Annotated in this window: 25 protein-coding genes; 13 read left to right on the forward strand and 12 right to left on the reverse strand. The window is 63.1% G+C overall.

Going from position 1 to position 25,547, the window contains the following annotated elements; translation table 11 throughout:
- Positions 1–24: 24 nt before the first annotated feature.
- From PFLCHA0_RS29435 to PFLCHA0_RS29445, 3 genes are all read left to right on the forward strand, one after another.
- Positions 25–945 (forward strand): SPFH domain-containing protein, encoded by a 921-nt coding sequence (locus tag PFLCHA0_RS29435; RefSeq protein WP_011064121.1) that lies wholly within the window; start codon positions 25–27, stop codon positions 943–945.
- Positions 946–955: 10 nt separating this feature from the next.
- Complete coding sequence (locus PFLCHA0_RS29440; protein WP_015637420.1) at positions 956–1,405, forward strand: NfeD family protein; 450 nt, start codon at positions 956–958, stop codon at positions 1,403–1,405.
- A gap of 70 nt (positions 1,406–1,475) precedes the next feature.
- A complete protein-coding gene (locus PFLCHA0_RS29445; RefSeq protein ID WP_011064123.1) occupies positions 1,476–1,793 on the forward strand; it encodes a DUF2388 domain-containing protein in 318 nt (105 codons plus the stop codon).
- A 72-nt stretch (positions 1,794–1,865) separates the two neighbouring features.
- Here PFLCHA0_RS29445 and PFLCHA0_RS29450 read toward each other — a convergent pair whose 3' ends face one another.
- On the reverse strand, positions 1,866–2,537 hold the full coding sequence (locus PFLCHA0_RS29450) for a TetR/AcrR family transcriptional regulator (RefSeq protein WP_011064124.1): 672 nt from the start codon (positions 2,535–2,537) through the stop codon (positions 1,866–1,868).
- A 141-nt stretch (positions 2,538–2,678) separates the two neighbouring features.
- Between PFLCHA0_RS29450 and phlG the strand changes: the two genes are divergently transcribed.
- Positions 2,679–3,563 carry a 2,4-diacetylphloroglucinol hydrolase gene (gene phlG, locus PFLCHA0_RS29455; protein ID WP_019093573.1) on the forward strand — a complete coding sequence of 295 codons (885 nt, stop codon included), beginning with the start codon at positions 2,679–2,681 and terminating at the stop codon, positions 3,561–3,563.
- A 51-nt stretch (positions 3,564–3,614) separates the two neighbouring features.
- Here the strand turns inward: phlG and PFLCHA0_RS29460 are convergent, their stop codons facing one another.
- Positions 3,615–4,217 carry a TetR/AcrR family transcriptional regulator gene (locus tag PFLCHA0_RS29460; RefSeq protein ID WP_011064126.1) on the reverse strand — a complete coding sequence of 201 codons (603 nt, stop codon included), beginning with the start codon at positions 4,215–4,217 and terminating at the stop codon, positions 3,615–3,617.
- 461 nt (positions 4,218–4,678) lie between these two features.
- Here PFLCHA0_RS29460 and PFLCHA0_RS29465 point away from each other — a divergent pair, with 461 nt between their 5' ends.
- The 6 genes from PFLCHA0_RS29465 (at position 4,679) to PFLCHA0_RS29490 (ending at position 11,018) form a co-directional block, all read left to right on the forward strand.
- On the forward strand, positions 4,679–5,767 hold the full coding sequence (locus tag PFLCHA0_RS29465) for a hydroxymethylglutaryl-CoA synthase (protein ID WP_015637422.1): 1,089 nt from the start codon (positions 4,679–4,681) through the stop codon (positions 5,765–5,767).
- A gap of 29 nt (positions 5,768–5,796) precedes the next feature.
- A complete protein-coding gene (locus tag PFLCHA0_RS29470; protein WP_011064128.1) occupies positions 5,797–6,993 on the forward strand; it encodes a thiolase family protein in 1,197 nt (398 codons plus the stop codon).
- Positions 6,994–7,005: 12 nt separating this feature from the next.
- Positions 7,006–7,446, forward strand: a complete 441-nt coding sequence (locus PFLCHA0_RS29475; protein WP_011064129.1) for a Zn-ribbon domain-containing OB-fold protein — start codon at positions 7,006–7,008, stop codon at positions 7,444–7,446.
- 208 nt (positions 7,447–7,654) lie between these two features.
- A complete protein-coding gene (locus PFLCHA0_RS29480; RefSeq protein ID WP_011064130.1) occupies positions 7,655–8,704 on the forward strand; it encodes a type III polyketide synthase in 1,050 nt (349 codons plus the stop codon).
- 109 nt (positions 8,705–8,813) lie between these two features.
- On the forward strand, positions 8,814–10,079 hold the full coding sequence (locus PFLCHA0_RS29485) for an MFS transporter (RefSeq protein WP_015637423.1): 1,266 nt from the start codon (positions 8,814–8,816) through the stop codon (positions 10,077–10,079).
- A gap of 6 nt (positions 10,080–10,085) precedes the next feature.
- Positions 10,086–11,018, forward strand: a complete 933-nt coding sequence (locus tag PFLCHA0_RS29490) for a PhlI (protein WP_015637424.1) — start codon at positions 10,086–10,088, stop codon at positions 11,016–11,018.
- A 7-nt stretch (positions 11,019–11,025) separates the two neighbouring features.
- On the opposite strand, the gene gcvP is transcribed toward PFLCHA0_RS29490, so the two are convergent.
- Positions 11,026–13,899 carry an aminomethyl-transferring glycine dehydrogenase gene (gene gcvP / locus PFLCHA0_RS29495; RefSeq protein ID WP_015637425.1) on the reverse strand — a complete coding sequence of 958 codons (2,874 nt, stop codon included), beginning with the start codon at positions 13,897–13,899 and terminating at the stop codon, positions 11,026–11,028.
- Between the two features lie 191 nt (positions 13,900–14,090).
- Between gcvP and PFLCHA0_RS29500 the strand changes: the two genes are divergently transcribed.
- Positions 14,091–15,230, forward strand: a complete 1,140-nt coding sequence (locus tag PFLCHA0_RS29500) for a DegT/DnrJ/EryC1/StrS family aminotransferase (RefSeq protein ID WP_041752678.1) — start codon at positions 14,091–14,093, stop codon at positions 15,228–15,230.
- 59 nt (positions 15,231–15,289) lie between these two features.
- Here PFLCHA0_RS29500 and gcvH read toward each other — a convergent pair whose 3' ends face one another.
- The 9 genes from gcvH to PFLCHA0_RS29545 all read right to left on the reverse strand — a co-directional run bounded on the left by gcvH (position 15,290) and on the right by PFLCHA0_RS29545 (position 24,762).
- Positions 15,290–15,673: a glycine cleavage system protein GcvH gene (gcvH, locus tag PFLCHA0_RS29505; protein ID WP_011064135.1), complete on the reverse strand. Its 384-nt coding sequence runs from the start codon at positions 15,671–15,673 to the stop codon at positions 15,290–15,292.
- Between the two features lie 52 nt (positions 15,674–15,725).
- Positions 15,726–16,808 carry a glycine cleavage system aminomethyltransferase GcvT gene (gene gcvT / locus PFLCHA0_RS29510; protein WP_011064136.1) on the reverse strand — a complete coding sequence of 361 codons (1,083 nt, stop codon included), beginning with the start codon at positions 16,806–16,808 and terminating at the stop codon, positions 15,726–15,728.
- Between the two features lie 154 nt (positions 16,809–16,962).
- Complete coding sequence (locus PFLCHA0_RS29515; RefSeq protein WP_019095408.1) at positions 16,963–18,579, reverse strand: ABC transporter permease; 1,617 nt, start codon at positions 18,577–18,579, stop codon at positions 16,963–16,965.
- Positions 18,580–18,819: 240 nt separating this feature from the next.
- A complete protein-coding gene (locus tag PFLCHA0_RS29520; protein ID WP_011064138.1) occupies positions 18,820–19,821 on the reverse strand; it encodes an extracellular solute-binding protein in 1,002 nt (333 codons plus the stop codon).
- A 136-nt stretch (positions 19,822–19,957) separates the two neighbouring features.
- On the reverse strand, positions 19,958–21,175 hold the full coding sequence (locus PFLCHA0_RS29525) for a 2-octaprenyl-3-methyl-6-methoxy-1,4-benzoquinol hydroxylase (protein WP_172621776.1): 1,218 nt from the start codon (positions 21,173–21,175) through the stop codon (positions 19,958–19,960).
- Positions 21,176–21,184: 9 nt separating this feature from the next.
- Positions 21,185–21,670, reverse strand: coding sequence for a DUF4442 domain-containing protein (locus tag PFLCHA0_RS29530; RefSeq protein WP_011064140.1), 486 nt, complete (start codon positions 21,668–21,670; stop codon positions 21,185–21,187).
- Positions 21,663–22,850 carry a 2-octaprenyl-6-methoxyphenyl hydroxylase gene (gene ubiH, locus PFLCHA0_RS29535; RefSeq protein WP_015637429.1) on the reverse strand — a complete coding sequence of 396 codons (1,188 nt, stop codon included), beginning with the start codon at positions 22,848–22,850 and terminating at the stop codon, positions 21,663–21,665. The genes PFLCHA0_RS29530 and ubiH overlap by 8 nt, the downstream gene beginning before the upstream one ends.
- Positions 22,847–24,181: a Xaa-Pro aminopeptidase gene (gene pepP / locus PFLCHA0_RS29540; RefSeq protein ID WP_015637430.1), complete on the reverse strand. Its 1,335-nt coding sequence runs from the start codon at positions 24,179–24,181 to the stop codon at positions 22,847–22,849. The genes ubiH and pepP overlap by 4 nt, the downstream gene beginning before the upstream one ends.
- A 23-nt stretch (positions 24,182–24,204) precedes the next feature.
- The gene (locus PFLCHA0_RS29545; protein WP_011064143.1) at positions 24,205–24,762 is read right to left on the reverse strand and encodes a YecA/YgfB family protein; all 558 of its coding nucleotides are present in this window, start codon (positions 24,760–24,762) and stop codon (positions 24,205–24,207) included.
- A gap of 235 nt (positions 24,763–24,997) precedes the next feature.
- Here PFLCHA0_RS29545 and PFLCHA0_RS29550 point away from each other — a divergent pair, with 235 nt between their 5' ends.
- A complete protein-coding gene (locus tag PFLCHA0_RS29550; protein WP_011064144.1) occupies positions 24,998–25,207 on the forward strand; it encodes a TIGR02449 family protein in 210 nt (69 codons plus the stop codon).
- Entirely contained in the window at positions 25,204–25,527 is a 324-nt protein-coding gene (locus PFLCHA0_RS29555) for a cell division protein ZapA (protein ID WP_011064145.1), read from the forward strand. Before PFLCHA0_RS29550 ends, PFLCHA0_RS29555 begins: the two co-directional genes overlap by 4 nt.
- The last annotated feature ends 20 nt before the right edge of the window (positions 25,528–25,547 follow it).

Here is a 25,547-nt window from a genome sequence, read left to right on the forward strand (position 1 = left end):
ATCACATCTGAGCAGGAGAATGTTATGCAGATCGGAAGCGTGTTGTTACTTTTCGTCGGCCTCGCCGTGGCCATCGTCTTCATGGGTTTCAAGGTCGTGCCCCAGGGCTACCAATGGACCGTGGAACGCTTCGGCCGCTACACCAACACCCTGAAGCCGGGGCTGAACATCATCATTCCGGTGATGGATCGCATCGGGCGCAAGATCAACGTGATGGAAAGCGTGCTGGATATCCCACCCCAGGAAGTCATTACCGCCGACAACGCCACGGTGCAGATCGACGCCGTGTGTTTCTTCCAGGTGGTCAACACCGCCCAGGCCGCCTATGAGGTCAACAACCTCGAGCACGCCATCCGCAACCTGCTGCAAACCAATATCCGTACGGTGCTCGGTTCCATGGAACTGGACGCCATGCTCAGCCAACGTGACGGCATCAACGAGAAACTCCTGCGAACCGTCGATGAGGCCACCGCTCCCTGGGGGATCAAGATCACCCGGATCGAAATCAAGGACATCAGCCCACCCGCCGACCTGATGGCGGCCATGTCCGGGCAGATGAAGGCCGAGCGGGTCAAGCGTGCGCAGATCCTCGAAGCCGAAGGCCTGCGGGCCGCCGCCATCCTTACCGCAGAAGGCAAGAAGCAGGCACAGATTCTTGAAGCCGAGGGCGAACGCCAGGCGGCATTCCTCGAATCCGAAGCCCGGGAGCGCCAGGCCGAAGCCGAGGCCCGGGCGACCCAAGTGGTGTCCGAGGCGATTGCTACCGGCAACGTCCAGGCGATCAACTACTTCGTCGCGCAGAAATACATCGATGCCCTGGGCAAACTGGCGTCGGCCAACAACAGCAAGGTGATCCTGATGCCGCTGGAGGCCAGCCAGGTCATCGGCGCCGTGGGCGGCATCGGCGAGATCGTCAAGGCCACGTTCGACAGCAAGAAGGTCTGAGGCAGGCTTCATGTTGGCATTTGTGCAAGCTCTATCGTTCTGGGACTGGCTGGCCCTTGGCACCATCCTGCTGATCTTCGAAGTATTCGGGGCCGGCGGCTACCTGCTGTGGATCGGCCTCGCAGCCGCCACAGTCGGGGTCCTGACCTTTCTCATTCCCGGCCTGTCATGGGAGGTGCAGTTCCTCCTGTTCGGCCTGCTGTCGGTGCTCACCGCACTGTACTGGTGGCGCCGCCAGCGCAGCGTGGTACGCCCCAGCGATCAGCCGAACCTCAACCTGCGGGGCCAGGAGCTGATCGGCAAGACCTTTGTGGTGCACCAGGCGATTGTCGACGGCCGCGGGCGGATCAAGGTGGCCGACGGCGTGTGGATCGCCAAGGGGGCCGACGCCCCCGCGGGCGCCCGGGTGCGGGTGGTGGGCCAGGAAGGCGCAATCCTGTTGGTCGAAAACCTTGACTGATGAGTCACGGAACTCCGCGGGGTTATCTAGAATCAAACGATGCAGATACCCCCTTTCGGAGTCACCCATCATGCGTCTGAAAATTGCTGTCGCCACCCTTGCCCTGCTGTCTCTTCCCGTTGGTTCGGCAATGGCCGACACCTTCTGGCGTAACGTCATTTCCTCCGGGGCCACCACCGGCTCCACCTACCTGACCTTCAAGGACCACAAGTTGATCGTCGCCGCCCAGGATGACGCCGGCAGCTTCGTTGCCAGCGATGGCAGCATTCGCGGCCCGTACCTGGAAGCCGCCATGCAGAAAGTCCGCGCCGACAACCCCGGCCTCAAGGCCACCGACATGGAACTGGCCAACGCCATCCTGGCGAAGAACGCTGTCGCTCAGGAGTAACCGTTGCCCCAGGGATGGCCGACAGCAAACGCCGACCCCAGGGTCGGCGTTTTTGTGTGCCCGATCAGCCGGCTAGACCCCAGGTGTGCGGGACACTGCAGCCAGGCCGGCCAGGGCATAACTCATCATGTGCTCGATCAACGCCGGTGGATCCAGCTCCAGGCCGGGCAATACATTGCGCGCCAGCGGCTGATGGGCGATCAGCAGGAACAGGCAGGGCGCAAAAACGCTGACGGCGCTGCGCAGGGTAACCGGGTCCTCAGGCGATAGATCCATGATCTGGCCGAGGATGGTGCGCACGATCTTCGCCTTGGGAAACGCCTGCTCCTCCAGGATCGCCGGCAGCACCGCGGAGGGTGACAACAGTTCGCGGGTCAGGACTTTCAGCGCCCAGCCCTCACGCTGGTTGCCCAGCCCCTCGATGAGCACGGTGATGATCGCCCGCAGCTTGTCCTCGGGGCTGCCCTGGCTTTCACTCAGGCTGATCATGGTCTCGATCCGCACCAGGCGGTCGTGGGCCTCGCGCAGCACCGCCCGATACAGGCCGTCCTTGTTCTCGAAGTGGTAGTTGACCGAGGCGTTGTTGGCCCTGGAGTTCTCGCAGATCTGCTTGCTGGTGGTGTTGGCGTACCCCAGCTCAGCAAAAAGCTGGCCGGCCGTCTCCAGGATCTGTTGGCGGGTAGCCTGGCCATCCTGACGCGGCGTACGGGCCGCAGTTGGCTGCGGGGAAGCGGAAACGGCCATAGGCGCTCTCACTAAGTTAAATTCAAATTTGACTTTTGTTTATGGACTGCTTAGCTACAAAGCGCCAGTTTCTCGTTCAATTCCGTCAAGGGTTGCAGCGAAATGGCGGCTATCTGTCAATTCACGCCAAAGGATATCAGCATGGAAGCGCGCAACATGACTCCCTTCACCTACTTCTCACTGCCCATGCAGAAGCTGTTCCTACGCAATCAGGCGGCGGTCAGGAACAAGCCCTACGCCAAGTATTTCCGGTCGGAAATGCGCGTGCCGCTGTCCGCCGTCCGTAAGATTCAGCAAGGCCCCATGGCCCTGGAAGACACCCTGACCCCGAGCATCGAGGACATCAATCGCCTGCTCGAACCGGACTTCGTCAGCGAGGAATCCGGTTACGCCCTGCTACCGGGGCCGATGGCCTACGTGCAAAGCCGCAAGTTCTTCCCCGGCTGCACCGCGCAGATGTTCAAGTGGTGGTTCATCTGGCACCCCGCGGAATCGGAGCGCTACACCCTGTGGTTCCCCTATGCCCATGTCAGCAACCCATGCGTGCACCACCAACGCCTGTGCGATGAGTCCCTGAGTTTTGAGGAACGGCTGTATGGCAACACCTTCTGCGCATCGGAATATGTCGGTGATCGCCTGATGCACCTGCATATCGACTTCCAGCAGCCGGCCAGCCTGGGCCTGAACACCGATCTGTATCGCGAAGCGAAGATCGACGGCAGTGTCAGCGCCCTGATGAGCCTGGCGGATCATCCTGAGGTGCCGGTGTCGTTGATGGTGCATCTGTTCAAGGAAGTACCGGACGGCATGTACCTGACCAGCCGTTACTGGGTCGGGGCGCACCCGTCGATGGCCCGCTTTCCAGGGGCAGAAAAGGCTGCATCGCTGCTGAAGGAAAATGGCTTTGGCGAGGCCGAACTGGAGACCCTGGCCTACGAGTTCGCGGTGCACGACATGTGCGAGTTCAATCATCTGGCCAGCTTCCTGCCGGACCTGTATCGAGAGTTCGGCACCCCCGCGGCCTGAAACAACAGCCATTAAGCCCGAGAAACTCCAGGGCTTAATGGCTCGAAAGGATCAACGTTGCGTACCAGGACAAACACCGTTGATCAGCAGAGAAGTGAACTCCTCGATGTCCTGTTCCACCGTCAGTTGCTCAGTCAACAGCCGATACCAGCAAAAGCCGAAGATCATATCCAGCAGTAATTCACGGTTGGTGTCCTTGGGCAGCTCGCCGTTGCTGATGGCATTTTCCACCAGTTTTTTCGGCATTTCCCTTCTGCGCTCCATGAACTGATCCTTGAGCTGGGTCAAGGTTGCGGGATCCAGTTGCGCTTCGGCGATCACACAGCGAAAGGCCTCGCCACAAATAGTCTCCCTCCAGACTTTCCAGAGATTTCGCAGCAAAAAGTCGAGATCTGCCTTGAACGAGCCGAGATCAGGAAACTTTCTGACTTGTTCGCTCTCGTTTTCATAAACCTCGGCGATCAACGCCGCCTTGTTCGTCCACCAGCGATAGATAGTTGGCTTGCTGGCCCCCGCCCGACGGGCGACGGACTCGATACTGAGCCCGGAATAGCCGCATTCCTTAAGGATTTCGATGGTGGAAGTGAGAATGGCTTTATGAGTATGGGGACTTCGCAAAGAGCCGATGGAGCTGCGAGAGGGGGTACGAGCCACAATAAAAAATCTCCAGGCAGGGCGCTTGACAAACGCAACGCAGGGTATAGGATTCCCTCGAATCGAAATGAAACGGTCCGTTTCGTTTCATTCTTGAAAGAATCATGAATTTCTTACACCGATCTATCTAGTTTTTAAAATATCGCGTAAGGGTTGAGCAGCTCAGGCCTTGTAACTTGGAGTTCCTCGAATTCGAGGCTTCGGCCCTTTTCCCTTAAGAGATTAGATCGTCTGAAATTATTACTAAACGAAACGTTCCGTATCATAGCACAGTGAGGTGAATAAAAACAGCTTTCGAGTGGGTTTTCCCCTATTTGGAGTCTGCTGTTAAACCGCTCTGGCCTGCAGGTTTCATCAGGTGTGGCCAGGAGAAAGGCAGCAAAACTGTTTTCCGTATGTTTCAAGGGTGCTTCTGAGCAGGCACGACCCAGTTTTCTGAAAAGAATGGAATCAAGAGGAAAATGAACGTGAAAAAGATAGGTATTGTCAGCTATGGCGCGGGTATTCCGGTATGCCGCCTGAAAGTCCAGGAAGTGATCAACGTCTGGAAAAACACCGACCTCAAGCTGGTGGAGGAAAACCTCGGCGTCACGGAAAGAGCCGTGCTGCAACCGGATGAAGATGTCATCACCCTCGGGGTGCTGGCGGCGCAACGGGCCCTGGATAAAGTCCCCGGTCATCAGATCGAAGCCCTGTACCTGGGCACCTGCACCAATCCCTATGACTCACGGGCCTCGGCTTCGATCATCCTGGAAATGCTCGGCAGCGGCTACGACGCCTATTGCGCCGACGTGCAGTTCGCCGGCAAGTCCGGAACTTCTGCCCTGCAGATCTGCCAGGCGCTGGTGGCTTCCGGCATGACGGGCAGCGCCCTGGCCATCGGCGCCGACACCATCAACCGCAACACCGCGCCGGGCGACCTGACCGAATCCTATGCCGGGGCCGGAGCCGCTGCGCTGCTGATCGGCAGCCAGGATGTCATCGCCGAATTCGACGCCAGCTTCTCCTGCGCCGCCGATGTCGCCGACAACATCCGCCCCCAGGGCGATCGCTACATTCGTTCGGGCATGGGCCTGGGCTCGGACAAGAACAGCATCGGCCTGGAAGACCAGACCCGCCGCGCCGCCGAAGGCCTGATGGCCAAGCTGCACACCAGCCCCGCCGACTATGACTATGTGGTGTTCCAGCAAAACCTGGTGTCCACGCCCTACTCCCTGGCCAAGCACCTGGGCTTCAACCCCAAGCAGGTGGAACCGGGCATCTATGCCGGCAACGTTGGCGATGCCGGATCGGCCAGCCCGCTGCTCGGCCTGATCAACGTACTGGACCAGGCACGCCCGGGGCAGAAAATTCTTTTGGTGTCCTACGGTTTCGGCGCCGGCAGCGACGCCATCGCCCTGACCGTCACCGACGCCATCGAGCAGTACCAGAAGCACAACAAGCCTCTGCGCGAACTGCTGGAATCCAAGATCTACGTCGACTACGGCACGTCCATCAAGTACGAGTTCAAGTACCTGCGGGCTGACTACGCCCTGACCGCCTATCTCTGATTACGCCTGTCTACGCAAGGAGCATGCACATGTGCGCACGTCGTGTTGCAATCGTTTCGGCCGCCTATACGCCGAAACCCGGAAGTTCACGAGTTCGGCAGACGTTCAAGGAAATGATCGTCGAGTCCGCCTACAAGGCACTCAAGGACGCCAAGATGCACCCCCGGGAAATCCAGGCCGTGGCCTATGGTTATCACGGTGAAGGCATTTCCGAATATGGCGGCCTGGGCCCGACCATTTCCGACGCCCTGGGCATCAGCCCGGCGCCGACCTTCATGAGCACCGCCAACTGCACCAGCAGCTCGGTGTCGTTCCAGATGGGCCACCAGATGGTGGCGTCCGGGGAGTACGACATCGTCCTGTGCGGCGGCTTCGAGAAGATGACCGATCACTTCAACTACGCCGAATACATCGGCTCCAGCACTGAATGTGAATACGATTATTTCCTCGGCATTTCCCACACCGATGCCTTCGCCCTGGCCACCGCCGAGTACTTCCAGAAGTTCGGCTATGCCGGTCGCGAGGCCGACGTACTGGCCACCTTCGGCCGGCAGATGCGCATCTACGCACAGAACACCCCCACCGCCACCCGTTATGGCCAGCCGATTCCATCCCTGGAAGTGTTGAAGAACAGCGAAGCCTGCGGCTCGATGCTGGCCTGGGGCGAAGCCAGTGGCTGCGCGATCCTGGTGGCCGAACACCTGGCCCACAAGTACACCGATAAACCGGTGTTCGTACGCGGTTGCGCCTATACCGGGGTCTCCCACTATTTCGGTACGCGCTTTCACAACCCGACCCTGCATCATCCGGGCCTGCCCAAGGATGTGGGCATGGCGGTTTCGGCCAACTCCATCGCCTGTGCGGAGATCGCCTACAAGAAAGCCGGGATCACCGCCAAGGACATCGACGTGGCCCAGGTCTACGACCTGCTCGGCGCAGGGCTGATCCAGATGGAATCCATGGGCATCTGTGGCAAGGGCCAGGCCGGCGACTTCGTGCTCGAAGGCGGCATTGCCCTGGATGGCCAGCTGCCGCTCAATACCGACGGCGGCAACATCGGCCGCGGCCATGCCTCCGGCTGCGACGGCATCCTGCACATCACCGAGCTGTTCCGGCAGCTGAGGGGTGAATCCGACAACCAGGTCAAGGGCGCGCGCATCGGCGTGTCGCAGAACCTTGGCGGTTACGCGGCGCACAACTCAGTGATTGTCCTCTCGAACGACTAAGGAGCCCGGACCATGTCCATGTACCCAGAACAGATCCACAGAATGACCACCGCCAGCATGCTTCGCGAATGGCGCGAGCATGGCGGCAAGTACCGCCTCGAAGGCAGCCAGTGCGAAGAATGCAACGAAATCTTCTTCCCCCGGCGCACCGTCTGCGGCGCTTGCAACTCCCTGAGTGTGAAGCCGTATCGCTGCGCGCGCAGTGGCAAGATCGAGGTCATGGCCCCGGCCGAGAACCCGATCCTGGCCGCCATGGGCTATGGCGAAACCGTGCCGCGCATCATGGCCATGGTGCGCCTGGACGACGGCCTGGTGATCGCTTCGGAAATCGTCGATGTGTGCGATCAGCAACAGCTGAAAGTCGGTGCGCCGGTGCGCATGGTGATCCGCAAGCATGTGCGCGAAAGCAACCTGGCCTGGCAATACGCTTATAAGTTCGTACTCGATATATAAGTTGTTATTCAAGGTGCCTTTATATAAGGCACCTTGAAGTTAGCCATTAAAATAAAATCCAACTTAAAAGTTACATCAACGGCAACTTCACGCCCCGAAGTTGCCTTAAGGCCCTGATTTCCTTTAGGGCCTACAGATTCCTGTGCCTATAAACGGGGACTATCCCCACCCCTTAACTTGTTGGCTTACTTAAAGCCAAGGACCCATCATGTCTACACTTTGCCTTCCACACGTCATGTTTCCGCAACACAAGATCACCCAGCAACAGATGGTCGATCACCTGGAAAACCTGCACGCCGACCATCCACGCATGGCCCTGGCCAAGCGCATGATCGCCAACACCGAAGTCAACGAGCGCCACCTGGTGTTGCCGATCGACGAACTGGCAGTGCACACCGGCTTCACCCACCGCAGCATCGTCTACGAGCGTGAAGCCCGGCAGATGTCGTCGGCCGCGGCGCGCCAGGCCATCGAGAATGCCGGGCTGCAGATCAGCGACATTCGCATGGTGATCGTCACTTCCTGCACCGGCTTCATGATGCCGTCGCTGACCGCGCACCTGATCAACGACCTGGCCCTGCCAACCTCCACCGTGCAGTTGCCGATCGCCCAGCTGGGCTGCGTGGCCGGTGCCGCGGCCATCAACCGCGCCAACGACTTCGCCCGGCTCGATGCCCGCAACCACGTACTGATCGTGTCCCTGGAGTTCTCCTCGCTGTGCTACCAGCCGGACGACACCAAGCTGCACGCCTTCATCTCCGCGGCGCTGTTCGGCGATGCGGTATCCGCCTGCGTGCTGCGCGCCGATGACCAGGCCGGCGGCTTCAAGATCAAGAAGACCGAGTCGTACTTCCTGCCCAAGAGCGAGCACTACATCAAGTACGACGTGAAGGACACCGGCTTTCACTTCACCCTCGACAAGGCGGTGATGAACTCCATCAAGGACGTGGCACCGGTCATGGAGCGGCTCAACTACGAGAGTTTCGAACAGAACTGTGCGCACAACGACTTCTTCATCTTCCACACCGGTGGTCGCAAGATCCTCGACGAGCTGGTGATGCACCTGGACCTGGCATCCAACCGGGTCTCGCAATCGCGCAGCAGCCTGTCGGAAGCCGGCAACATTGCCAGCGTGGTGGTGTTCGACGTACTCAAGCGGCAGTTCGATTCCAACCTCAATCGCGGCGACATCGGCCTGCTGGCGGCCTTCGGCCCGGGGTTCACCGCGGAAATGGCGGTGGGCGAGTGGACCGCCTGATGTGACTGCCTGTGCCTGTCCCACCTGACGTTGCCGGGCTGCATGGCAACGTCGGGTGGCCTCCCACGGCGCTTGCGCCGGGTTCATGGTTTCACAAGGAAGCTGAGCGATGAACACTGGAATGCCGACCACGGCTGCCAACAGCCGTTACGAAAGATCCATGGTGCTGTTGCTGTCACTGAGTTTCGGGCTGGTGGGGCTGGATCGCTTCATCATCCTGCCGCTGTTTCCGGTGATCATGCACGACCTGCAACTGGACTATCAGGACCTGGGCTACCTGTCCGCCGCGCTGGCCTTCACCTGGGGGCTGTCCGCCCTGGGCATGGGCAGCGTGATCGAGCGCCTGGGCACCCGCCGCGTGCTGGTGACCTCGATTGCCGTGCTTTCGCTACTGTCCGGTTTTTCCGCGCTGGCCACCGGCGTGCTGGGGCTGGTGATTCTGCGCGGGCTGATGGGCATCTGCGAGGGTGCCTTCACCCCCACCAGCATCATTGTCACCAATGAAGTCTCGCGCCCCGACCGGCGCGGGCTGAACCTGGGTATCCAGCAGGCGCTGTTCCCGATTCTCGGCCTGTGCCTGGGGCCGCTGATCGCCGCATACCTCCTGCAAATCACTGGCTCGTGGCGTGCGGTGTTCGCCATCATTTCCCTGCCGGGCCTGCTGCTGGCCGGCTACCTGTGGAAAATCTACCGACCGCTGCCGGCGCCCCAGGCCGACCGCACCGCAGGCACCTGGCTGGCGGCCTTCAAGAGCGGCAACGTGAGCCTGAACATCCTGATCATGTTCTGCATACTCACCTGCCAGTTCGTCCTCTGCGCCATGCTGCCCAGCTACCTGACCGACCATATGCACCTGGAAACCCTGTCCATGGCCTTCGTCATCTCGGCCATCGGCGTGGGCGGCTTCATCGGCCAATTGATCATCCCCGGCATGTCCGACCGTCTCGGGCGCAAGCCGGTGGTGTCGGTGTGCTTCATGACCAGCAGCACCCTGGTGGGCCTGCTGATCGTCAGCCCGCCCCTTCCCTGGCTGCTGTTCCTGCTGCTGTTCCTGCTGTCGTTCTTCAACTTCAGCCTGATCTGCATGACAGTCGGCCCTTTGACCAGCGAATCGGTCACCCCGGCCCTGCTGCCGGCGGCGACCGGAATCGTGGTGGGGTTCGGCGAGATCCTGGGTGGCGGGTTGTCACCGGCCGTGGCCGGGTTCGCCGCCAGCCATTTCGGCCTGCCATCGATCCTGTACGTGGCCCTGAGCGGCAGCCTGGCCGGCTTGCTGCTGTCATTCCTGCTCAAGGAACAGGCCCTCGAACCGCGCCGTTCGCGCGTGCGCGAAGCGCTGCCCATCCTCCCCGCCCCCTTGCCCCTGAAGGACTAGAGAATCATGGACGATTACCTGCTGTTGCTGGATGTCTGCCACAAGGACCAGCGCGCCATCGGGCTGTTCGACTTTCACAATGGCCGCAGCGTGCGGGCCTATTCCGAACACGGCGGGCTGTACGAGACCCTGCTGTTCTGCAGCCGTCGCCATCTGGGCTGGAGCGAACACCTGCGCAGCCTCGCGCCCCACCCGCAACTGCCCGCGGACGGCCCCCAGCAAGGCCCGTTGCGCCCACCGCTCAAGCCTCGGGACAACCTGCTGGTGCAGGTCAGCGAAGTCACCCTGAACACTCCGCACACCCGCCAGGGCTGGTTCTACAAGGGCAATGGCAGCCTGCTGAAGACCGACGGCGAGCCGCTGATGATTCCGTACCACGCCCAGAGCATTTCCAGCCAGCCCGGGGTGGTGTGCGTGTACCTGGTGGACCCCTTCGGCCAGTTGCGCTTTGTCGGCTTCAGCCTCGGCCACGACATTCACGACCCGTTGCTGAGCCATCAGGACGCCAGTTCCTGCGCGCAATCGCGTTTGCGCCAGTGCGCCATCGCCCCGGCGCTGATCCTCGGCGAACTGCAGAACAGCCTGTCACTCAATGTCCGGGTCGAACGCCAGGGCACGCCGTTGCCGCAGCGCAGCTATCGCCTCGACCAGCAGAACTGGTGGGCTATTCGCAAATACTCCCAGGCCTTCCTCGAACAGCACGAACAGTTCCTGCAACCGGGCATGGTCCACTATGTGTTCCACAGCGCCAGCCGGCGCGAGAGCGACCTGCAGTTGCAGCACGGTGACTGGCTGGACCTGGACTGCCCGGAGCTGGAACTGGGCCTGAGCAACCAGGTGATCGAGGAAGAGTTGCTGCACCTCTATCCCCTGGAAACCCAACCTGCCCGTGCCAGTAGCCATGGCAGCCAGCCGGCGCGGACGCGCCACCACTACTGAGGCCCGTTCAGCGATAGTCCGCCAGCGGCACGCAGGCGCAGAACAGGTTGCGGTCGCCATAGACGTTGTCCACCCGGTTCACCGCCGGCCAGTACTTGTGGGCTCGGGTATGGGCGGTGGGCAGCACCGCCTGTTCGATACTGTAGGAGCGCTCCCAGACTCCGGTGATATCCGCCAGGGTATGGGGAGCGCCCTTGAGCGGGTTGTCCTCGGCCGGCCAGTTGCCCTCCTGCACCTGGGCGATCTCGGCGCGGATGCTCAGCATGGCTTCGATAAAACGGTCGAGCTCGGCCTTGGATTCGCTTTCCGTGGGCTCCACCATCAGGGTGCCCGGCACCGGGAAGGACATGGTCGGGGCATGGAAGCCGTAGTCCATCAAGCGCTTGGCCACGTCTTCCTCGCTGATCCCGGTCTGGGCCTTGAGCGGGCGCAGATCTAGGATGCATTCGTGGGCCACCCGGCCGTTGCGGCCGCTGTAGAGCACCGGGAAGGCACCGCTCAATTGCTCGGCCAGATAGTTGGCCGCAAGGATCGCCACCTCGCTGGCATCCGCCAGCTGCGGCCCCATCAGGGCGATGTACATCCAGCTGATGGGCAGGATACTCGCACTGCCCCAGGGCGCTGCGCTGACGGCGCCGTTCTCCGGTAACGGCCCGTCGATGGGCACCACCGGGTGGTTGGCGACAAACGGCGCCAGGTGCGCGCACACGCCAATCGGTCCCATGCCCGGGCCACCGCCGCCATGGGGAATGCAGAAAGTCTTGTGCAGGTTCATGTGCGAGACATCGGCGCCAATGTCCGCCGGCCGGGCCAGGCCTACCTGGGCGTTGAGGTTGGCGCCGTCCATGTACACCTGGCCGCCGTGGCTGTGGATAACTTCGCAGATCTGGCTGATGCCCTCTTCGTACACGCCGTGGGTGGAAGGGTAGGTAGCCATCAGGCACGACAGGCGCTCGCCGGCCGCCTGGGCCTTGGCCTTCAAGTCTTCCAGGTCGACGTTGCCGTCCTCGTCGCACTCGACGATCACCACCTGCATCCCGGCCATCTGCGCCGAGGCCGGGTTGGTGCCGTGGGCCGACGCCGGGATCAGGCAGACATGCCGGCCGCCTTGCCGGCGGCTCTCGTGGTAGCGACGAATCGCCAGCAGCCCGGCGTACTCGCCCTGGGCCCCGGAGTTGGGCTGCATGCAGACGGCGTCGAAACCAGTGATGGCGCACAGCCAACGCTCCAGCTCCGCGATCAGCAGGCCATAGCCGGCAGCCTGCTCCCGGGGTGCGAAGGGATGCAGGTTGGCGAACTCCGGCCAGGTGATGGGGATCATCTCGCTGCTGGCATTGAGCTTCATGGTGCAGGAGCCCAGGGGAATCATCGACTGGTTGAGCGCCAGGTCCTTGTTCTCCAGCTGCTTGAGGTAGCGCAACATTTCGGTTTCGCTGTGATGGGCACTGAACACCGGGTGGGTCAGGTAGCGCGTGCGTCGCAGCAACGGGTCGGGAATCCCCGACTCCAGCGCCTCGGCGTCCAGGCTGCTGACATTCAGCCCGTGATCGGCACCCAGGAACACGTCGAACAAACGGGCCACGGTGCTTTCGTCACAGGTTTCATCCAGGCTCAGCCCCAGCCGGCCACGGCCGAGAATCCGCAGGTTGATCTGCTGCGCCCTGGCGCTTTCGATGATCGCCGTCTGGCTGCCGCCGACCTCCAGGGTCAGGGTGTCGAAGAAGTGCCGATTGACCCTGGCAATGCCGTGGCGCTCCAGGCCGACCGCGAGGATGCAGGTCAGCCGGTGTACCCGCTGGGCAATGCGCTTGAGCCCGGCCGGGCCGTGATAGACGGCGTAGAAACCAGCGATATTGGCCAGCAGCACCTGGGCGGTGCAGATGTTCGAGTTGGCCTTCTCGCGGCGGATATGCTGCTCGCGAGTCTGCAAGGCCATGCGCAGGGCCACCTGGCCGCGGGCATCCTTGGACACGCCGATGATGCGCCCGGGCATCGCGCGCTTGTACTCGTCGCGGCAGGCGAAAAACGCCGCATGGGGGCCGCCGTAGCCCATGGGCACGCCGAAGCGCTGGGACGAACCGAGCACCACGTCGGCCCCCAGTTCGCCCGGCGGGGTCAGCAACAACAGGCTGAGCAGGTCGGCCGCGACACAGGCCAGGGCCTGCTGGGCGTGCAACTGGTCGATCAGCGGCCGCAGGTCGCGGATCTCGCCATGGGTGTCCGGGTACTGCAGCAACGCGCCGAACACCTGGTGCCCGGACAATTCGTCGACCCCGCCGACCACCAGCTCGAAACCGAAGCCTTCGGCCCGGGTGCGGACCACGGAAATGGTTTGCGGGTGGCAGTGTTCATCGACAAAGAACAGGTTGCTCGAAGACTTGCTCACACGCTTGGCCAGGGCCATGGCTTCGGCGGCGGCGGTGGCTTCATCCAGCAACGAGGCGTTGGCCAGGTCCAGGCCGGTGAGGTCGATGGTCATCTGCTGGAAATTCAACAAGGCTTCGAGCCGGCCCTGGGCGATTTCCGGCTGGTAGGGGGTATAGGCGGTGTACCAGCCGGGGTTCTCCAGCACGTTGCGCAGGATCACCGTCGGCGTCAGGGTGGCGTGGTAACCCATGCCGATCAGGCTGGTCCAGACCTGGTTCTGCCCGGCATAACCCTTGAGCCTGGCCAGGGCGGCCGCTTCGTCCAGGGCCGGCGGCAGGTCCAGTGCGCGGTTGAAGCGGATTCCCGGCGGCACCGTCTGCTCGATCAGTTCGGCCCGGCTGCCCAGCCCGAGGCTGGCGAGCATCGCTTGCTGCTCCTCGGCGTCGGGCCCCAGGTGCCGGTTGAGAAAAGCGTTGGGCTCGCGTAACTGGCTCAAAGATAGCAACTGGGACATGACCGGCTCTCTCCGATAAACGGCGCTCAGCGTCGCTGCAACAGGGTGCCAAGCAGCATAGCAGTCGATTTCCCGCGTCGATGCTCTGGCGTCCCGGGGCAATCGGTACCATCATGCTCGACGTCAACGCGCCAGCCCCGGCGCATCGCAACCTGTGCCCCTATCGTCCGCTTATCGGGTGTCCCATCGTCATGAGCCAACTGCCTTTCCTGCCGTTCTCCAAACCCACCATCGATGAACCCACCATCGCCGCTGTCGGCGAAGTCCTGCGTTCGGGCTGGATCACCAGCGGCCCCAAGGTCCAGGCCTTCGAAGCCCAGCTCTCGGAGTTTTTCGGCGGGCGCACGGTACGCACCTTCAACTCCGGCACCTGCACCATGGAGATCGCCTTGCGCATTGCCGGCATCGGTGCCGGTGACGAAGTCATCACCACGCCGATTTCCTGGGTGGCCACCGCCAACGTCATCCTCGAAGTCGGGGCCACGCCGGTGTTCGCCGATATCGACCCGGTCACCCGCAATATCGACCTGGCCCAGGTCGAAGCCGCCATCACCCCACGCACCAAGGCCATTATCCCGGTGTACCTGGCCGGGCTGCCGGTGGACATGAGCCGCCTCTACGCCCTGGCCAACAAGCACGGCCTGCGGGTAGTGGAAGATGCCGCCCAGGCCCTGGGCTCCAGCTGGAACGGCCAGCGCATCGGTGCCGGTGGCGACTTCGTGTCCTTCAGCTTCCAGGCCAACAAGAACGTCACCTCGTCCGAGGGCGGCTGCCTGGTGCTCAACACGCCAGAGGAGGTGCGCCTGGCCGAGAAGTACCGCCTGCAAGGCGTGACCCGCAACGGCTTCGACGGCCTGGATGTGGATGTCCTTGGCGGCAAGTTCAACATGACCGACGTGGCGGCCGCCATCGGCCTGGGGCAGTTCGCCCATATCGAGGCGATCACCACCCATCGCCGTGAGTTGGCCCGGCACTACTTCGAATGCTTTGGCAGCGATTTCGAAGCCCGCTATGGCGCCCAGCTACCGCCGGCGGACTTCACCAACAGCAACTGGCACCTGTTCCAGCTGGTACTGCCAGAGCGCAAGGATGGCAAGCCGGCCCGCGCCACCTTCATGGAGCAGATGCAGGAACGCGGGATTGGCATCGGCTATCACTACCCGCCGATTCACTTGCTGAGCCTGTACCGCGAGCGCGGCTTCAAGGAGGGGATGTTCCCGGTAGCGGAACGGGTCGGTCGGCTGATCGTCTCGTTGCCGATGTTCACCGCCATGAGCAAGGCTGACGTGGAACGCGCGGTGGCGGCGGTGAAAGAGGTGTTGCAGGCTTAAGAGCCTTCGCCAGCAAGCCCGCCCTGCGCAAACAGGGCGGACGTGCCGGCGAGAACGGCTTACTCGCCGATGGCGGCCTTGTAGCCGGCGGCGTCCAGCAGCTTGTCCAGATCGCCCGGGTTGCTTGGCTTGAGCTTGAAGATCCAGGCACCGTACGGATCGCTGTTGAGCAGCTCGGGGCTGGCGCTCAGCTCTTCGTTGACCGCAATCACTTCACCGGCCACCGGCGCATAGATGTCGGAAGCGGCTTTCACCGACTCCACCACACCGGCCTGGTCCCCTGCGCCAAACACGTTGCCGACTTCAGTCAGCTCGACGAAAACCACATCGCCCAGGGCTTCCTGAGCGTGGTCGCTAATACCTACGGTCACGCTGCCGTCGGCTTCCAGGCGGGCCCATTCGTGACTGTCGGCAAAACGCAGGTGGGCAGGGATATCGCTCATGTTCTGTGTCCTCAAGAAGAAGTGTCAGCGGCGCAATGCCTGCTGGAAATAGTTAGATCAGGGTTTTGCCGTGGCGCACGAAGGTCGGTTTGACCACCCGGACCGGGTACCACTTGCCGCGGATTTCCACTTCGGCACGGTCGGCGGTGGCCATCGGCACCCGCGCCAGTGCGATCGATTTACTCAGCGTAGGGGAGAAACTACCACTGGTGATCTCACCTTCGCCAACATCGGCGATGCGAACCACCTGATGCGCGCGTAAAACCCCGCGTTCTTCGAGCACCAGGCCCACCAGTTTCTGCTTCACCCCGGCCGCCCGTTCGGCTTCCAGGGCACTGCGACCGATGAACTGACGTGACGCCGGTTCCCAGGCAATGCTCCAGGCCATGTTCGCCGCCAGGGGCGAGACATCCTGATGGATGTCCTGGCCATAGAGGTTCATGCCGGCCTCCAGGCGCAGGGTGTCCCGGGCGCCCAGGCCGATGGGCGAGATCCCCGCCCCCACCAGGTCGTTGAAGAAGGCCGGGGCCTGGTCGGCAGGGAGGACGATCTCCAGACCGTCCTCGCCTGTGTAGCCGGTCCGGGCAATGAACCAGTCGCCGTCAAAGCCGGCTTCGAATGGCTTGAGCTGCTGGATCAGGGTGCCGCGGGACTGGGTTACCAGCTCGGCAATCTTGTGCCGCGCCTGAGGGCCCTGGATCGCCAGCATCGCCAGCTCCGGGCGCTCGTGCAGCTGCACCTGGAAATCCCCCAGCTGCGCCTGCATCCAGGCCAGGTCCTGATCACGGGTGGCGGCATTGAGCGCCAGGCGATAAGCGTCTTCGAGGCGATAGACGATCATGTCGTCAACGATGCCGCCCCGTTCATTGAGCATGGTGCTGTACAGAGCCTGGCCGGGGTTGTGCAGGCGTTCGACATCATTGGCCAGCAACCGCTGGAGCCAGGCCTTGGCCTGGGTACCGCTGACATCGATCACGGTCATGTGGGATACATCGAACACACCGCAATCACGTCGCACCTGATGGTGCTCCTCGACCTGCGAGCCGTAATGCAAGGGCATATCCCAACCGCCAAAATCGACCATTTTCGCGCCGAGGGCGAGATGCAGGTCATACAGAGGCGTACGCTGTCCCATGGGTTTCTCCTTCCGGGCGTGGCGAGGGTGCGGACTGGCGCTGTTGGTGTGAAAGCCTTGAAATAGATGGCTTTCAGCCGATTTCAGCGTCCCGGCCAAACAACAGGCCGCACCGAATGCCGCGCATTGTAGCTGCAAGGTGCAAGGCTGGCACCTAACCGATTCGATGGGCCGAGCGGCGGATCAGGCCAATCACCGGCAGCAGGCCCACCAGCACCAGGGTCAGTGCCGGCAGCGAGGCCCGGGCCCACTCCCCTTCACTGGTCATCTCGAAGATCCGCACCGCCAGCGTGTCCCAGCCAAACGGGCGCATCAGCAAGGTGGCGGGCATTTCCTTGAGCACATCGACGAACACCAGCAAGGCGGCACTCAAGGTCCCGGGCAGCAACAACGGCAGATACACTTTGAAAAACAGTCGCGGGCCAGCGACCCCCAGGCTGCGCGCCGCTTCGGGGAGCGACGGGCGGATCCGCTCCAGGCTGTTTTCCAGCGGCCCGTAGGCCACGGCGATAAAACGCACCAGATAGGCCAGCAACAAGGCGGACAGGCTGCCCAGCAGCAGCGGCTTGCCGGCCCCGCCCAACCAGCCGGACAGCGGGATCACCAGCTCGCGATCCAGGTAACTGAAGGCCAGCATGATCGATACCGCCAGTACCGAGCCGGGCAAGGCGTAGCCCAGGTTGGCCAGGCTGACCCCGGCGCGGATGCCCCGGGTCGGCGCCAGGCGTCGGGCAAAGGCCAGGAGCAGAGCCACACTGACAGTGATCAGCGCCGCCATGCCGCCCAGGTACAGGGTGTGGATGATCAAGCCGGCATACCGCTCATCCAGGTCGAAGCGCCCGCGCTGCCAGAACCACGCCAGCAACTGCAGCAGCGGAATCACGAAGGCACAGGCGAATACCAGCAGGCACCAGCCCGTGGCCGCCAACGCCTTGAGCCCGCGCAAGTGGTACAGCGCCTTGCCCCGGGGCCGCTCGTTACCGGTACGGCTGGCGCCACGGGCGCGGCGCTCGCCGTACAGCACCAGCATCACCGCCAGCAGCAGCAGGCTGGCCAGCTGGGCGGCGCTGGAAAGGCTGAAGAAGCCGTACCAGGTCTTGTAGATAGCGGTGGTGAAGGTATCGAAGTTGAACACCGACACCGCACCGAAATCCGCCAGGGTTTCCATCAGCGCCAGGGCCACCCCGGCGCCGATGGCCGGCCGCGCCATGGGCAGCGCCACCCGCCAGAACGCCTGCCAGGGCGATTGCCCGAGGACCCGCGCTGCCTCCATCAACCCCTTGCCCTGGGCCAGGAAGGCGTTGCGCGCCAGCAGGTAGACATAGGGATAGAACACCAGCACCAGCACCAGGATCACCCCACCGGTGGAACGTACCCGCGGCAGTCGCAGGCCGCTGCCGAACCATTCCCGCAGCAGGCTTTGCACCGGCCCGGAAAAATCCAGCAGGCCGACAAAGACGAAAGCCAGCACATAGGCCGGGATCGCAAAGGGCAGCATCAAGGCCCAGTCCAGCCAGCGCCGTCCGGGAAACTCGCAGAGACTGGTGAGCCAGGCCAGGCTCACGCCCAGCAGCGTGACGCCAACGCCCACCCCAAGCACCAGGGTCAGGGTATTGCCCAACAGCCGCGGCATTTGCGTGTCCCACAGGTGGGACCAGATCTGCTGGTCGACGGCCTGCCAGGACAATAGCAGCACGCTCAGCGGCAAAAGGACCAGGGCCGCTACGGCAAAGACCAGGGGATACCAGCGACGTTGAGCGGGATGGGCCACAAAAAACTCTCGGGCAGGTGGAACAGACAAAAATACTTGCGCAAAACGCGTGGGGCCAGGGAGCGGCACCCGCTGGACGCCATGGCCGCCCCAACGGCTACAACCACGTTACGCCAGTTGAATCACGTATTCAGGGCTGGCCACCGCTGCGCGGTGGAACGGGAGCCAGCTCCCTCGCCACAAAAGCCCAGCCGCTAAAGAAAACGCCCCGCAAAAGCGGGGCGCAGTATAACGGCAGGCTCAGTTCCAGCCAGCGCGGTCCATCAGGCGAATGGCTTCGGCCTGGCGCTTGCCGGCGATTTCAACCGGCAGGGTGTCGGCTACGAACTTGCCCCAGCTGGCCACTTCCGCGGAAGGCGCTACCGCCGGGTTGGCCGGGAACTCCTGGTTGACGTCGGCAAAGATCTTCTGCGCCTCAGGCGTGGTCATCCATTCCACCAGGGCCTTGGCCGCTTCCGGGTGCGGTGCGTGTTTGGTCAGGCCGATGCCCGACAGGTTGACGTGCACCCCGCGATCGCCCTGGTTCGGCCAGAACAGCTTCACCGCCAGGTTCGGTTTCTGCTTGTGCAGGCGGCCGTAGTAGTAGGTGTTGACGATGCCGACGTCGCATTGCCCGGCGTTGATCGCCTCGAGCACCGCGATGTCGTCGGAGAACACATCGGTAGACAGGTTGTTGACCCAGCCCTTGATGATCTCTTCGGTCTTCTCGGCACCGTGGGTCTCGATCAGCGTGGCGGTCAGCGACTGGTTGTAGACCTTCTTCGCCGTGCGCAGGCACAGGCGACCTTCCCACTGCTTGTCCGCCAGGGCTTCATAGGTGGTCAGTTCTGAAGGTTTGACCCGGTCGGTGGAGTAGGCCAGGGTCCGCGCCCGCAGGCTCAGGCCGGTCCAGGCGTGGTTGGAGGAGCGGTATTGCAGGGGAATGTTGCTGTCGATGACCTTGGAGGTGAACGGCTGCAGGATGCCCATCTGCTCGGCCTGCCAGAGGTTGCCGGCATCCACGGTGAGCAGCAGGTCGGCGGTGGCGTTCTCGCCCTCGGCCTTGATCCGCTGCATCAGCGGCGCTTCCTTGTCGGTGATGAACTTGATCTTCACCCCGGTCTTCTGGGTGTAGGCATCGAACACCGGCTTGATCAGCTCATCGATACGCGAGGAGTAGACCACGACTTCATCGGCGGCGTAGGCGGTGCCACCGATGAGTGTGAGGGCCAGGGCGGTCAGTAGACGCTTCGGTGCCAACATGGGAGCGGTCTCTCGATTTCAAAGTGAGGCGAAATGATAAGGACTCCCATTTGCCATCTCAACCGAACCCGGCGCTGAGGAGTTACCAGATGTTGCGTAGGCTCGTCCTCGCGACGCTTGGCCAGCAAGCCGGCGCCTAGGCTCTGGCCAGTTCCGGCAAGTCGCCGCTCAGGCCCAGGGCCTGGCGCACGAACAGGGCCTTGGCCTCGGGCATCTGGTCGATCACCTTGAGGCCGGTGTTGCGCAGCCAGCGCATGGGCAACGGGTCGGCCTGGAACAGCCGCTCGAAGCCCTCCATGGCCGCCATCAGCGCCAGGTTGTGGGGCATGCGCCGGCGCTCGAAGCGGCTCAGCACCTTGACCTCGGCCAGGCGCTCACCGCGGCTGGCCGCTTGCAACAGCACTTCGGCCAGCACGGCGGCATCGAGGAAGCCCAGGTTGACCCCCTGCCCCGCCAACGGGTGGATGGTGTGGGCGGCGTCGCCGATCAGCGCCAGGCCTTCGGCCACGTAGCGCTTGGCATGGCGTTGGCGCAACGGCACGCAGAGCCGCGGGTCGGCGCTGATCACCGAACCCAGGCGGCCTTCGAAGGCGCGCTCCAGTTCGGCGCAGAAGCTCTCGTCGTCCAGCGCCATCAGGCGCTCGGCCTCACTCGGGGTGGTCGACCAGACGATCGAACACCAATCATGCTGCCCGTCCCGTACCAGGGGCAGGAAGGCCAGCGGGCCGGTATCGGTGAAGCGCTGCCAGGCGGTCAATTGGTGAGGCTGGCTGCTGCGCACGCTGGTGACGATGGCGTGATGCAGGTAATCCCACTCGCGAGTGGTACAACCGGTAAGCCGGCGCACGGCCGAGTTGGCGCCATCGGCAGCGATCACCAGCGGCGCACGCAATTGCCGGCCATCCGCCAGGGTCAGCAGCCAGTCGTCGCCGGAGCGGCGCATCTGCTCCAGACGGGCATTGGCCAGCAGGCCGATATCGCATTCATGCAGGCGTTCGAGCAAGGCGTCCTGAACCACCCGGTTCTCGACGATATGACCCAGCACCTCGGCATGCACGCTGGACGCCGAGAAGTGGATCTGCCCGGTGCCGCTGCCGTCCCAGACCTGCATGTCGCAGTAGGGGCTGCTACGGCGCCGGGCAATGCCGTCCCAGGCGCCCAGGCGCCCCAGGATGCGCTGGCTGGCCGCCGACAAGGCACTGACCCGAGGCTCGAACGGCGCCTGGTCATCGAAGGGTTTGACACTCAGGGAACCGCCATCGAGCAGCAGCACTTCCAGGCCGCTGCCCTGCAACGCCAACGCCAAGGCACTGCCGACCATTCCGGCTCCGACAATCAGCACATCTGCGCGCATTTCCATGCTTTAGGCCTGTCTCACTGGCGGCTTGAGCCGCACATAAAGGGTTTTATCGACCCGCGCCACCAGGGTGCCGGAGCCGTCATGAATCTCTACCTGCCACTGCGGCAGGTACTTCTCGCCCGTTGCGGTCTGCTGGCGAACATCGTCGAGCAGCGCCTGGTCGATACTGAGCCGGGCAAACACCGGCCCTCTGCCCGGGGCGATGAAATCGATGGTCGCGGCCTTGTCCCAGACGATGTAGTCGGGGCCCAGGTTCTCCATCAGCATCAGCATGAAGAATGGGTCCACCATGGAATACAGGCTGCCGCCGAACTGGGTGCCGACATAGTTGCGGTTGTACCAGCCCAGGCCCATGCAGACCTGGACGTCACGGAAATCCGCGCTGATGTGCCGAACCCGCACGCCAGCCCCGAGGTAGGGCGGGTACAGGTTCAACACCCAGCGCAACAGGCGGGCCTTGCCGAACCGCCGGGTCAGCCAGTCACGCATCCGGGCGAGTGCCCAGGCCCATGGCCTGGCGAGCGAACCAGCGTTTGGCCGGTGGCAGCAGGTCCAGGCCGAGCAGGCCCAGGTTGCGCCCCACGGACAGCAGCGTCAGTTTGCTGCCGAACAGCCGGGTGACCTGATCGGAGAAGCCCACGGTCAGGTTCTGGTCCAGGCGCTGACGTTCGCGGTAGGCCTGCAGCACGGCAAAATCCCCCGGCAGCGCTTCGCTGGCCAACAAGGCGTCCGCCAGTGCCTGGGCATCGCGCAGTGAAAGGTTGAAGCCCTGGCCGGCGATCGGATGCAGGCTGTGGGCCGCATTGCCCAGCACCACCAGGTGCGGGCGCACCTGTTCCTCGGCTTCCACCAGGGACAGCGGGTAGAGATGGCGGGCGCCGACTTGTTTCAGGGTTCCCAGGCGGTAACCGAACACGCCCTGCAATTCACTGAGGAAGCTGCGCTCGTCCAGGTCGGCCAGACGCTGTGCATCCATGCCCTGGCGGGTCCAGATCAGTGCACAGCGATTATCCGGCAGCGGCAGCAAAGCCATTGGGCCATCGTCGGTGAAGCGCTCGAAGGCCATGCCGTTGTGGGCTTCGCTGGGGGTGATGTTGGCAATCAGCGCACTCTGGTTATAGGGGCGGTTCTTGACCCCGATGCCCAGTTGTTCGCGCAGGCCGGAGCGGCCGCCGTCGGCCAGCACGGCGAGATCGCATTCCAGGGTGGTTTCGTCGTTCAGGGTCAGGCGATAGCCGCCTGCCAGGGGCTCCAGACGGGTGACTTCGGCCGGGCAGCGCCAGCTGATCACGTCCTTGTCCAGCCCTTGCCACAGGCATTGGCCGAGCCAGGCGTTTTCCACCACATAGCCCAGGGCCGGCACCCCTTCTTCCATGGCCGACAGGCGCGCGGTGGAGAACCGCCCACGGTCGGACACGTGAATCTGCTTGATCGGCTCGGCCCGCCGGGAGATCGCCTGCCACAGCCCCAGGCGCTGGTAGATCTGCCGGGCGCCAAAGGACAGGGCCGAGGAGCGGGCGTCGTAGCTGGGCTGGAAACTGTCGCCCGGGGCGAAGGGCTCGATCAGCACGATCTTCCAGCCCCGGGCCTTGGCCCCGGCCTGCAGCGCCAGGGCCAGGCTCGCGCCTACCAGACCGCCACCGATGATGGCCAGATTGACCCGGCTCATGACGCCTGGGTCCGCGCAGCGGCCATCAAGGCCTCGATCTCGGCCACGCTCTTGGGCACGCCACCTGTCAGAATTTCACAGCCCTGCTTGGTCACTACCACGTCGTCCTCGATGCGCACGCCGATGCCGCGCCACTTCTTCGCTACCTGCTGGTTGTCCGGGGATATGTAGATGCCCGGCTCCACGGTCAGCGCCATGCCGACCTCCAACACCCGCCACTCGCCGCCGACCCGGTACTCGCCGACGTCGTGTACATCCATGCCCAGCCAGTGTCCGGCACGGTGCATGTAGAACGTCTTGTAGGCCTCGCTGGCAATCAGCTGGTCCACATCGCCTTCCAGCAGGCCCAGTTGCACCAGGCCGGCGGTGATCACCTGGACCGTCGCCTCATGAGCCTGGTTCCAGTGCTTGTTCGGGGCGATCTGGGCAAACGCCGCTTCCTGGGAAGCCAGCACCAGTTCGTAGATCGCCTTCTGCTCCGGCGAAAACTTGCCGTTGACCGGCCAGGTGCGGGTGATATCGCTGGCATAGCAGTCGATCTCGCAACCGGCGTCGATCAGCACCAGGTCACCGTCCTTGAGCACGGCGTCATTCTGTTGGTAATGCAGGATGCAGCTGTTGCGGCCCGCCGCGACGATCGAGCCATAGGCCGGCATCTTCGCCCCGCCCTTGCGGAATTCGTAATCCAGCTCGGCTTCCAGGCTGAACTCATGCAACCCGGGACGGCTGGCCTGCATTGCGCGGATATGGGCCTGGGCGGAAATCCGTGCGGCCTCGCGCATCACCTTCACTTCTGCCGCCGATTTATACAGGCGCATGTCGTGCAGCAGATGATCCAGGGCAACGAATTCGTTCGGCGGCTGGGCGCCGAGGTGCGCTTTAGAGCGGATCACGTTGATCCAGTCCATCAGGTGACGGTCGAATTCGGGGTTGCTGCCCATGGCCGAGTAAACCCGGTCGCGGCCTTCGATCAGGCCCGGCAGGATGTCGTCGATATCGGTGATGGGAAATGCGTCATCGGCACCGTAGTCGCGAATCGCGCCCTCCTGGCCGGCCCGCAATCCGTCCCAGAGTTCGCGCTCCGGGTTGCGCTCGCGACAGAACAGCACGTACTCGCCGTGCTCCCGGCCGGGGATCAGCACAATCACCGCCTGGGGCTCGGGAAACCCGCTGAGGTACTGGAAATCGCTGTCCTGGCGGTAGACGTGCTCCACATCGCGATTGCGAATGGCCACGGCCGCCGCCGGCAGGATCGCGATGCTGTTGGGCTCCATCTGCGCCATGAGCGCCTTGCGGCGACGGCTGTATTCCGCTTTCGGGATATGAATCATGGGCGGACGCAGTTCCCTGTCAGTCAGTGCAGAGAAGGCTTGGCAGCCGGCGCAACAGTCTTGTTGGTCTCGGTGAATAGCAGCAGAGGCGCAACCCGCAGGTACTCCATCACTTCCATGTAGTCGCTTTCACCGTCATCGGATTCCTCCAGCGCGTCCTGGACCTGAGCAATGGCTGCAAGGTCCTGCAACACTTCCGTGGCCTCGACGCTAAGGGCACTGCTGTCGCGGGAGTTGAGGCCGAAACCGGCGAGGAAGCCCTGGCACCACTGGCCCAGGGCAGCGGCACGCTCGGCCAGGGGGGCGTCGTCGCTGGGCAGCAGCAGGACCACGGTCATGTCATCGCTGGTGAGCTCGCCCTTGACCATCTCCTGCAGGCCGATCAAGGCGCTGCGCACGTTGTCTTGCGGCTCGCCTTCGAGCAGTTCGGCGGCGTCCACCAGCCAGCCGTCGACTTCGAAGCCGGCGCCGGCGCAGCTGCGACCCAGCAACAGGCCGTGCAGCTCGGCAGGAGAAACAGGATGACCGCTGCTGCTGAGCAGGGTGGCGAAGGCGTTGTACGGGGAATTCTGAATGGGCATGGGCAGCTAGGCGCCAAGCGGCGCAATGTCTAGAATGAAGGCCTTGTATCGTAGGGCGTGTCATCATTCATTGCCAGCGCCGCGTTGTGCTTTGCGCCCCGTTACAGTGGCCCGCAGGGCCTCGGGCGACAGACAGATCGCCGACCGGACAACGCCAGATGCGCCACGACTGCTCAGGCCATTGAGGCGCTGCCCAGCCAGTTGCCACTCATCAGACCAACTTCAGTGGGACACAATGGAAGACACCGACCTGCACGCACTGATGGCCAGACTCGAACTGCTTATTACCCGGGTCGAGCAACTAAAGAGTCAAAACGCACTCTTATTAGCTCAGGAAAAGACCTGGCGCGAGGAACGCGCGCACCTCATTGAAAAAAACGAAATCGCCCGGCGTAAGGTCGAATCGATGATTTCGCGCCTCAAGGCCCTGGAGCAAGACTCATGAGTTCAAGCAATAGCGTTACCGTGCAGATCCTCGACAAAGAGTATTCGATCATCTGCCCCCAGGAAGAGCGCAGCAATCTGGTGAGCGCCGCCCGTTACCTGGACGGCAAGATGCGCGAGATCCGCAGCAGCGGCAAAGTCATCGGCGCCGATCGCATCGCGGTCATGGCCGCCCTGAACATCACCCACGACCTGCTGCACCGCCAGGAGCGTCCGGATGTGCAGGCCAGCGCCACCACCCGGGAACAGGTGAGGGATCTGCTGGAGCGTGTTGACCTGGTTCTGGCCACCGATTCGGACACAAGCAAAGCTGATTCCTGACAGCGGTTGCGGTATACTCC

The sequence above is a fragment of the Pseudomonas protegens CHA0 genome (assembly GCF_000397205.1).
In the GTDB taxonomy this organism is placed as follows: domain Bacteria; phylum Pseudomonadota; class Gammaproteobacteria; order Pseudomonadales; family Pseudomonadaceae; genus Aquipseudomonas; species Aquipseudomonas protegens.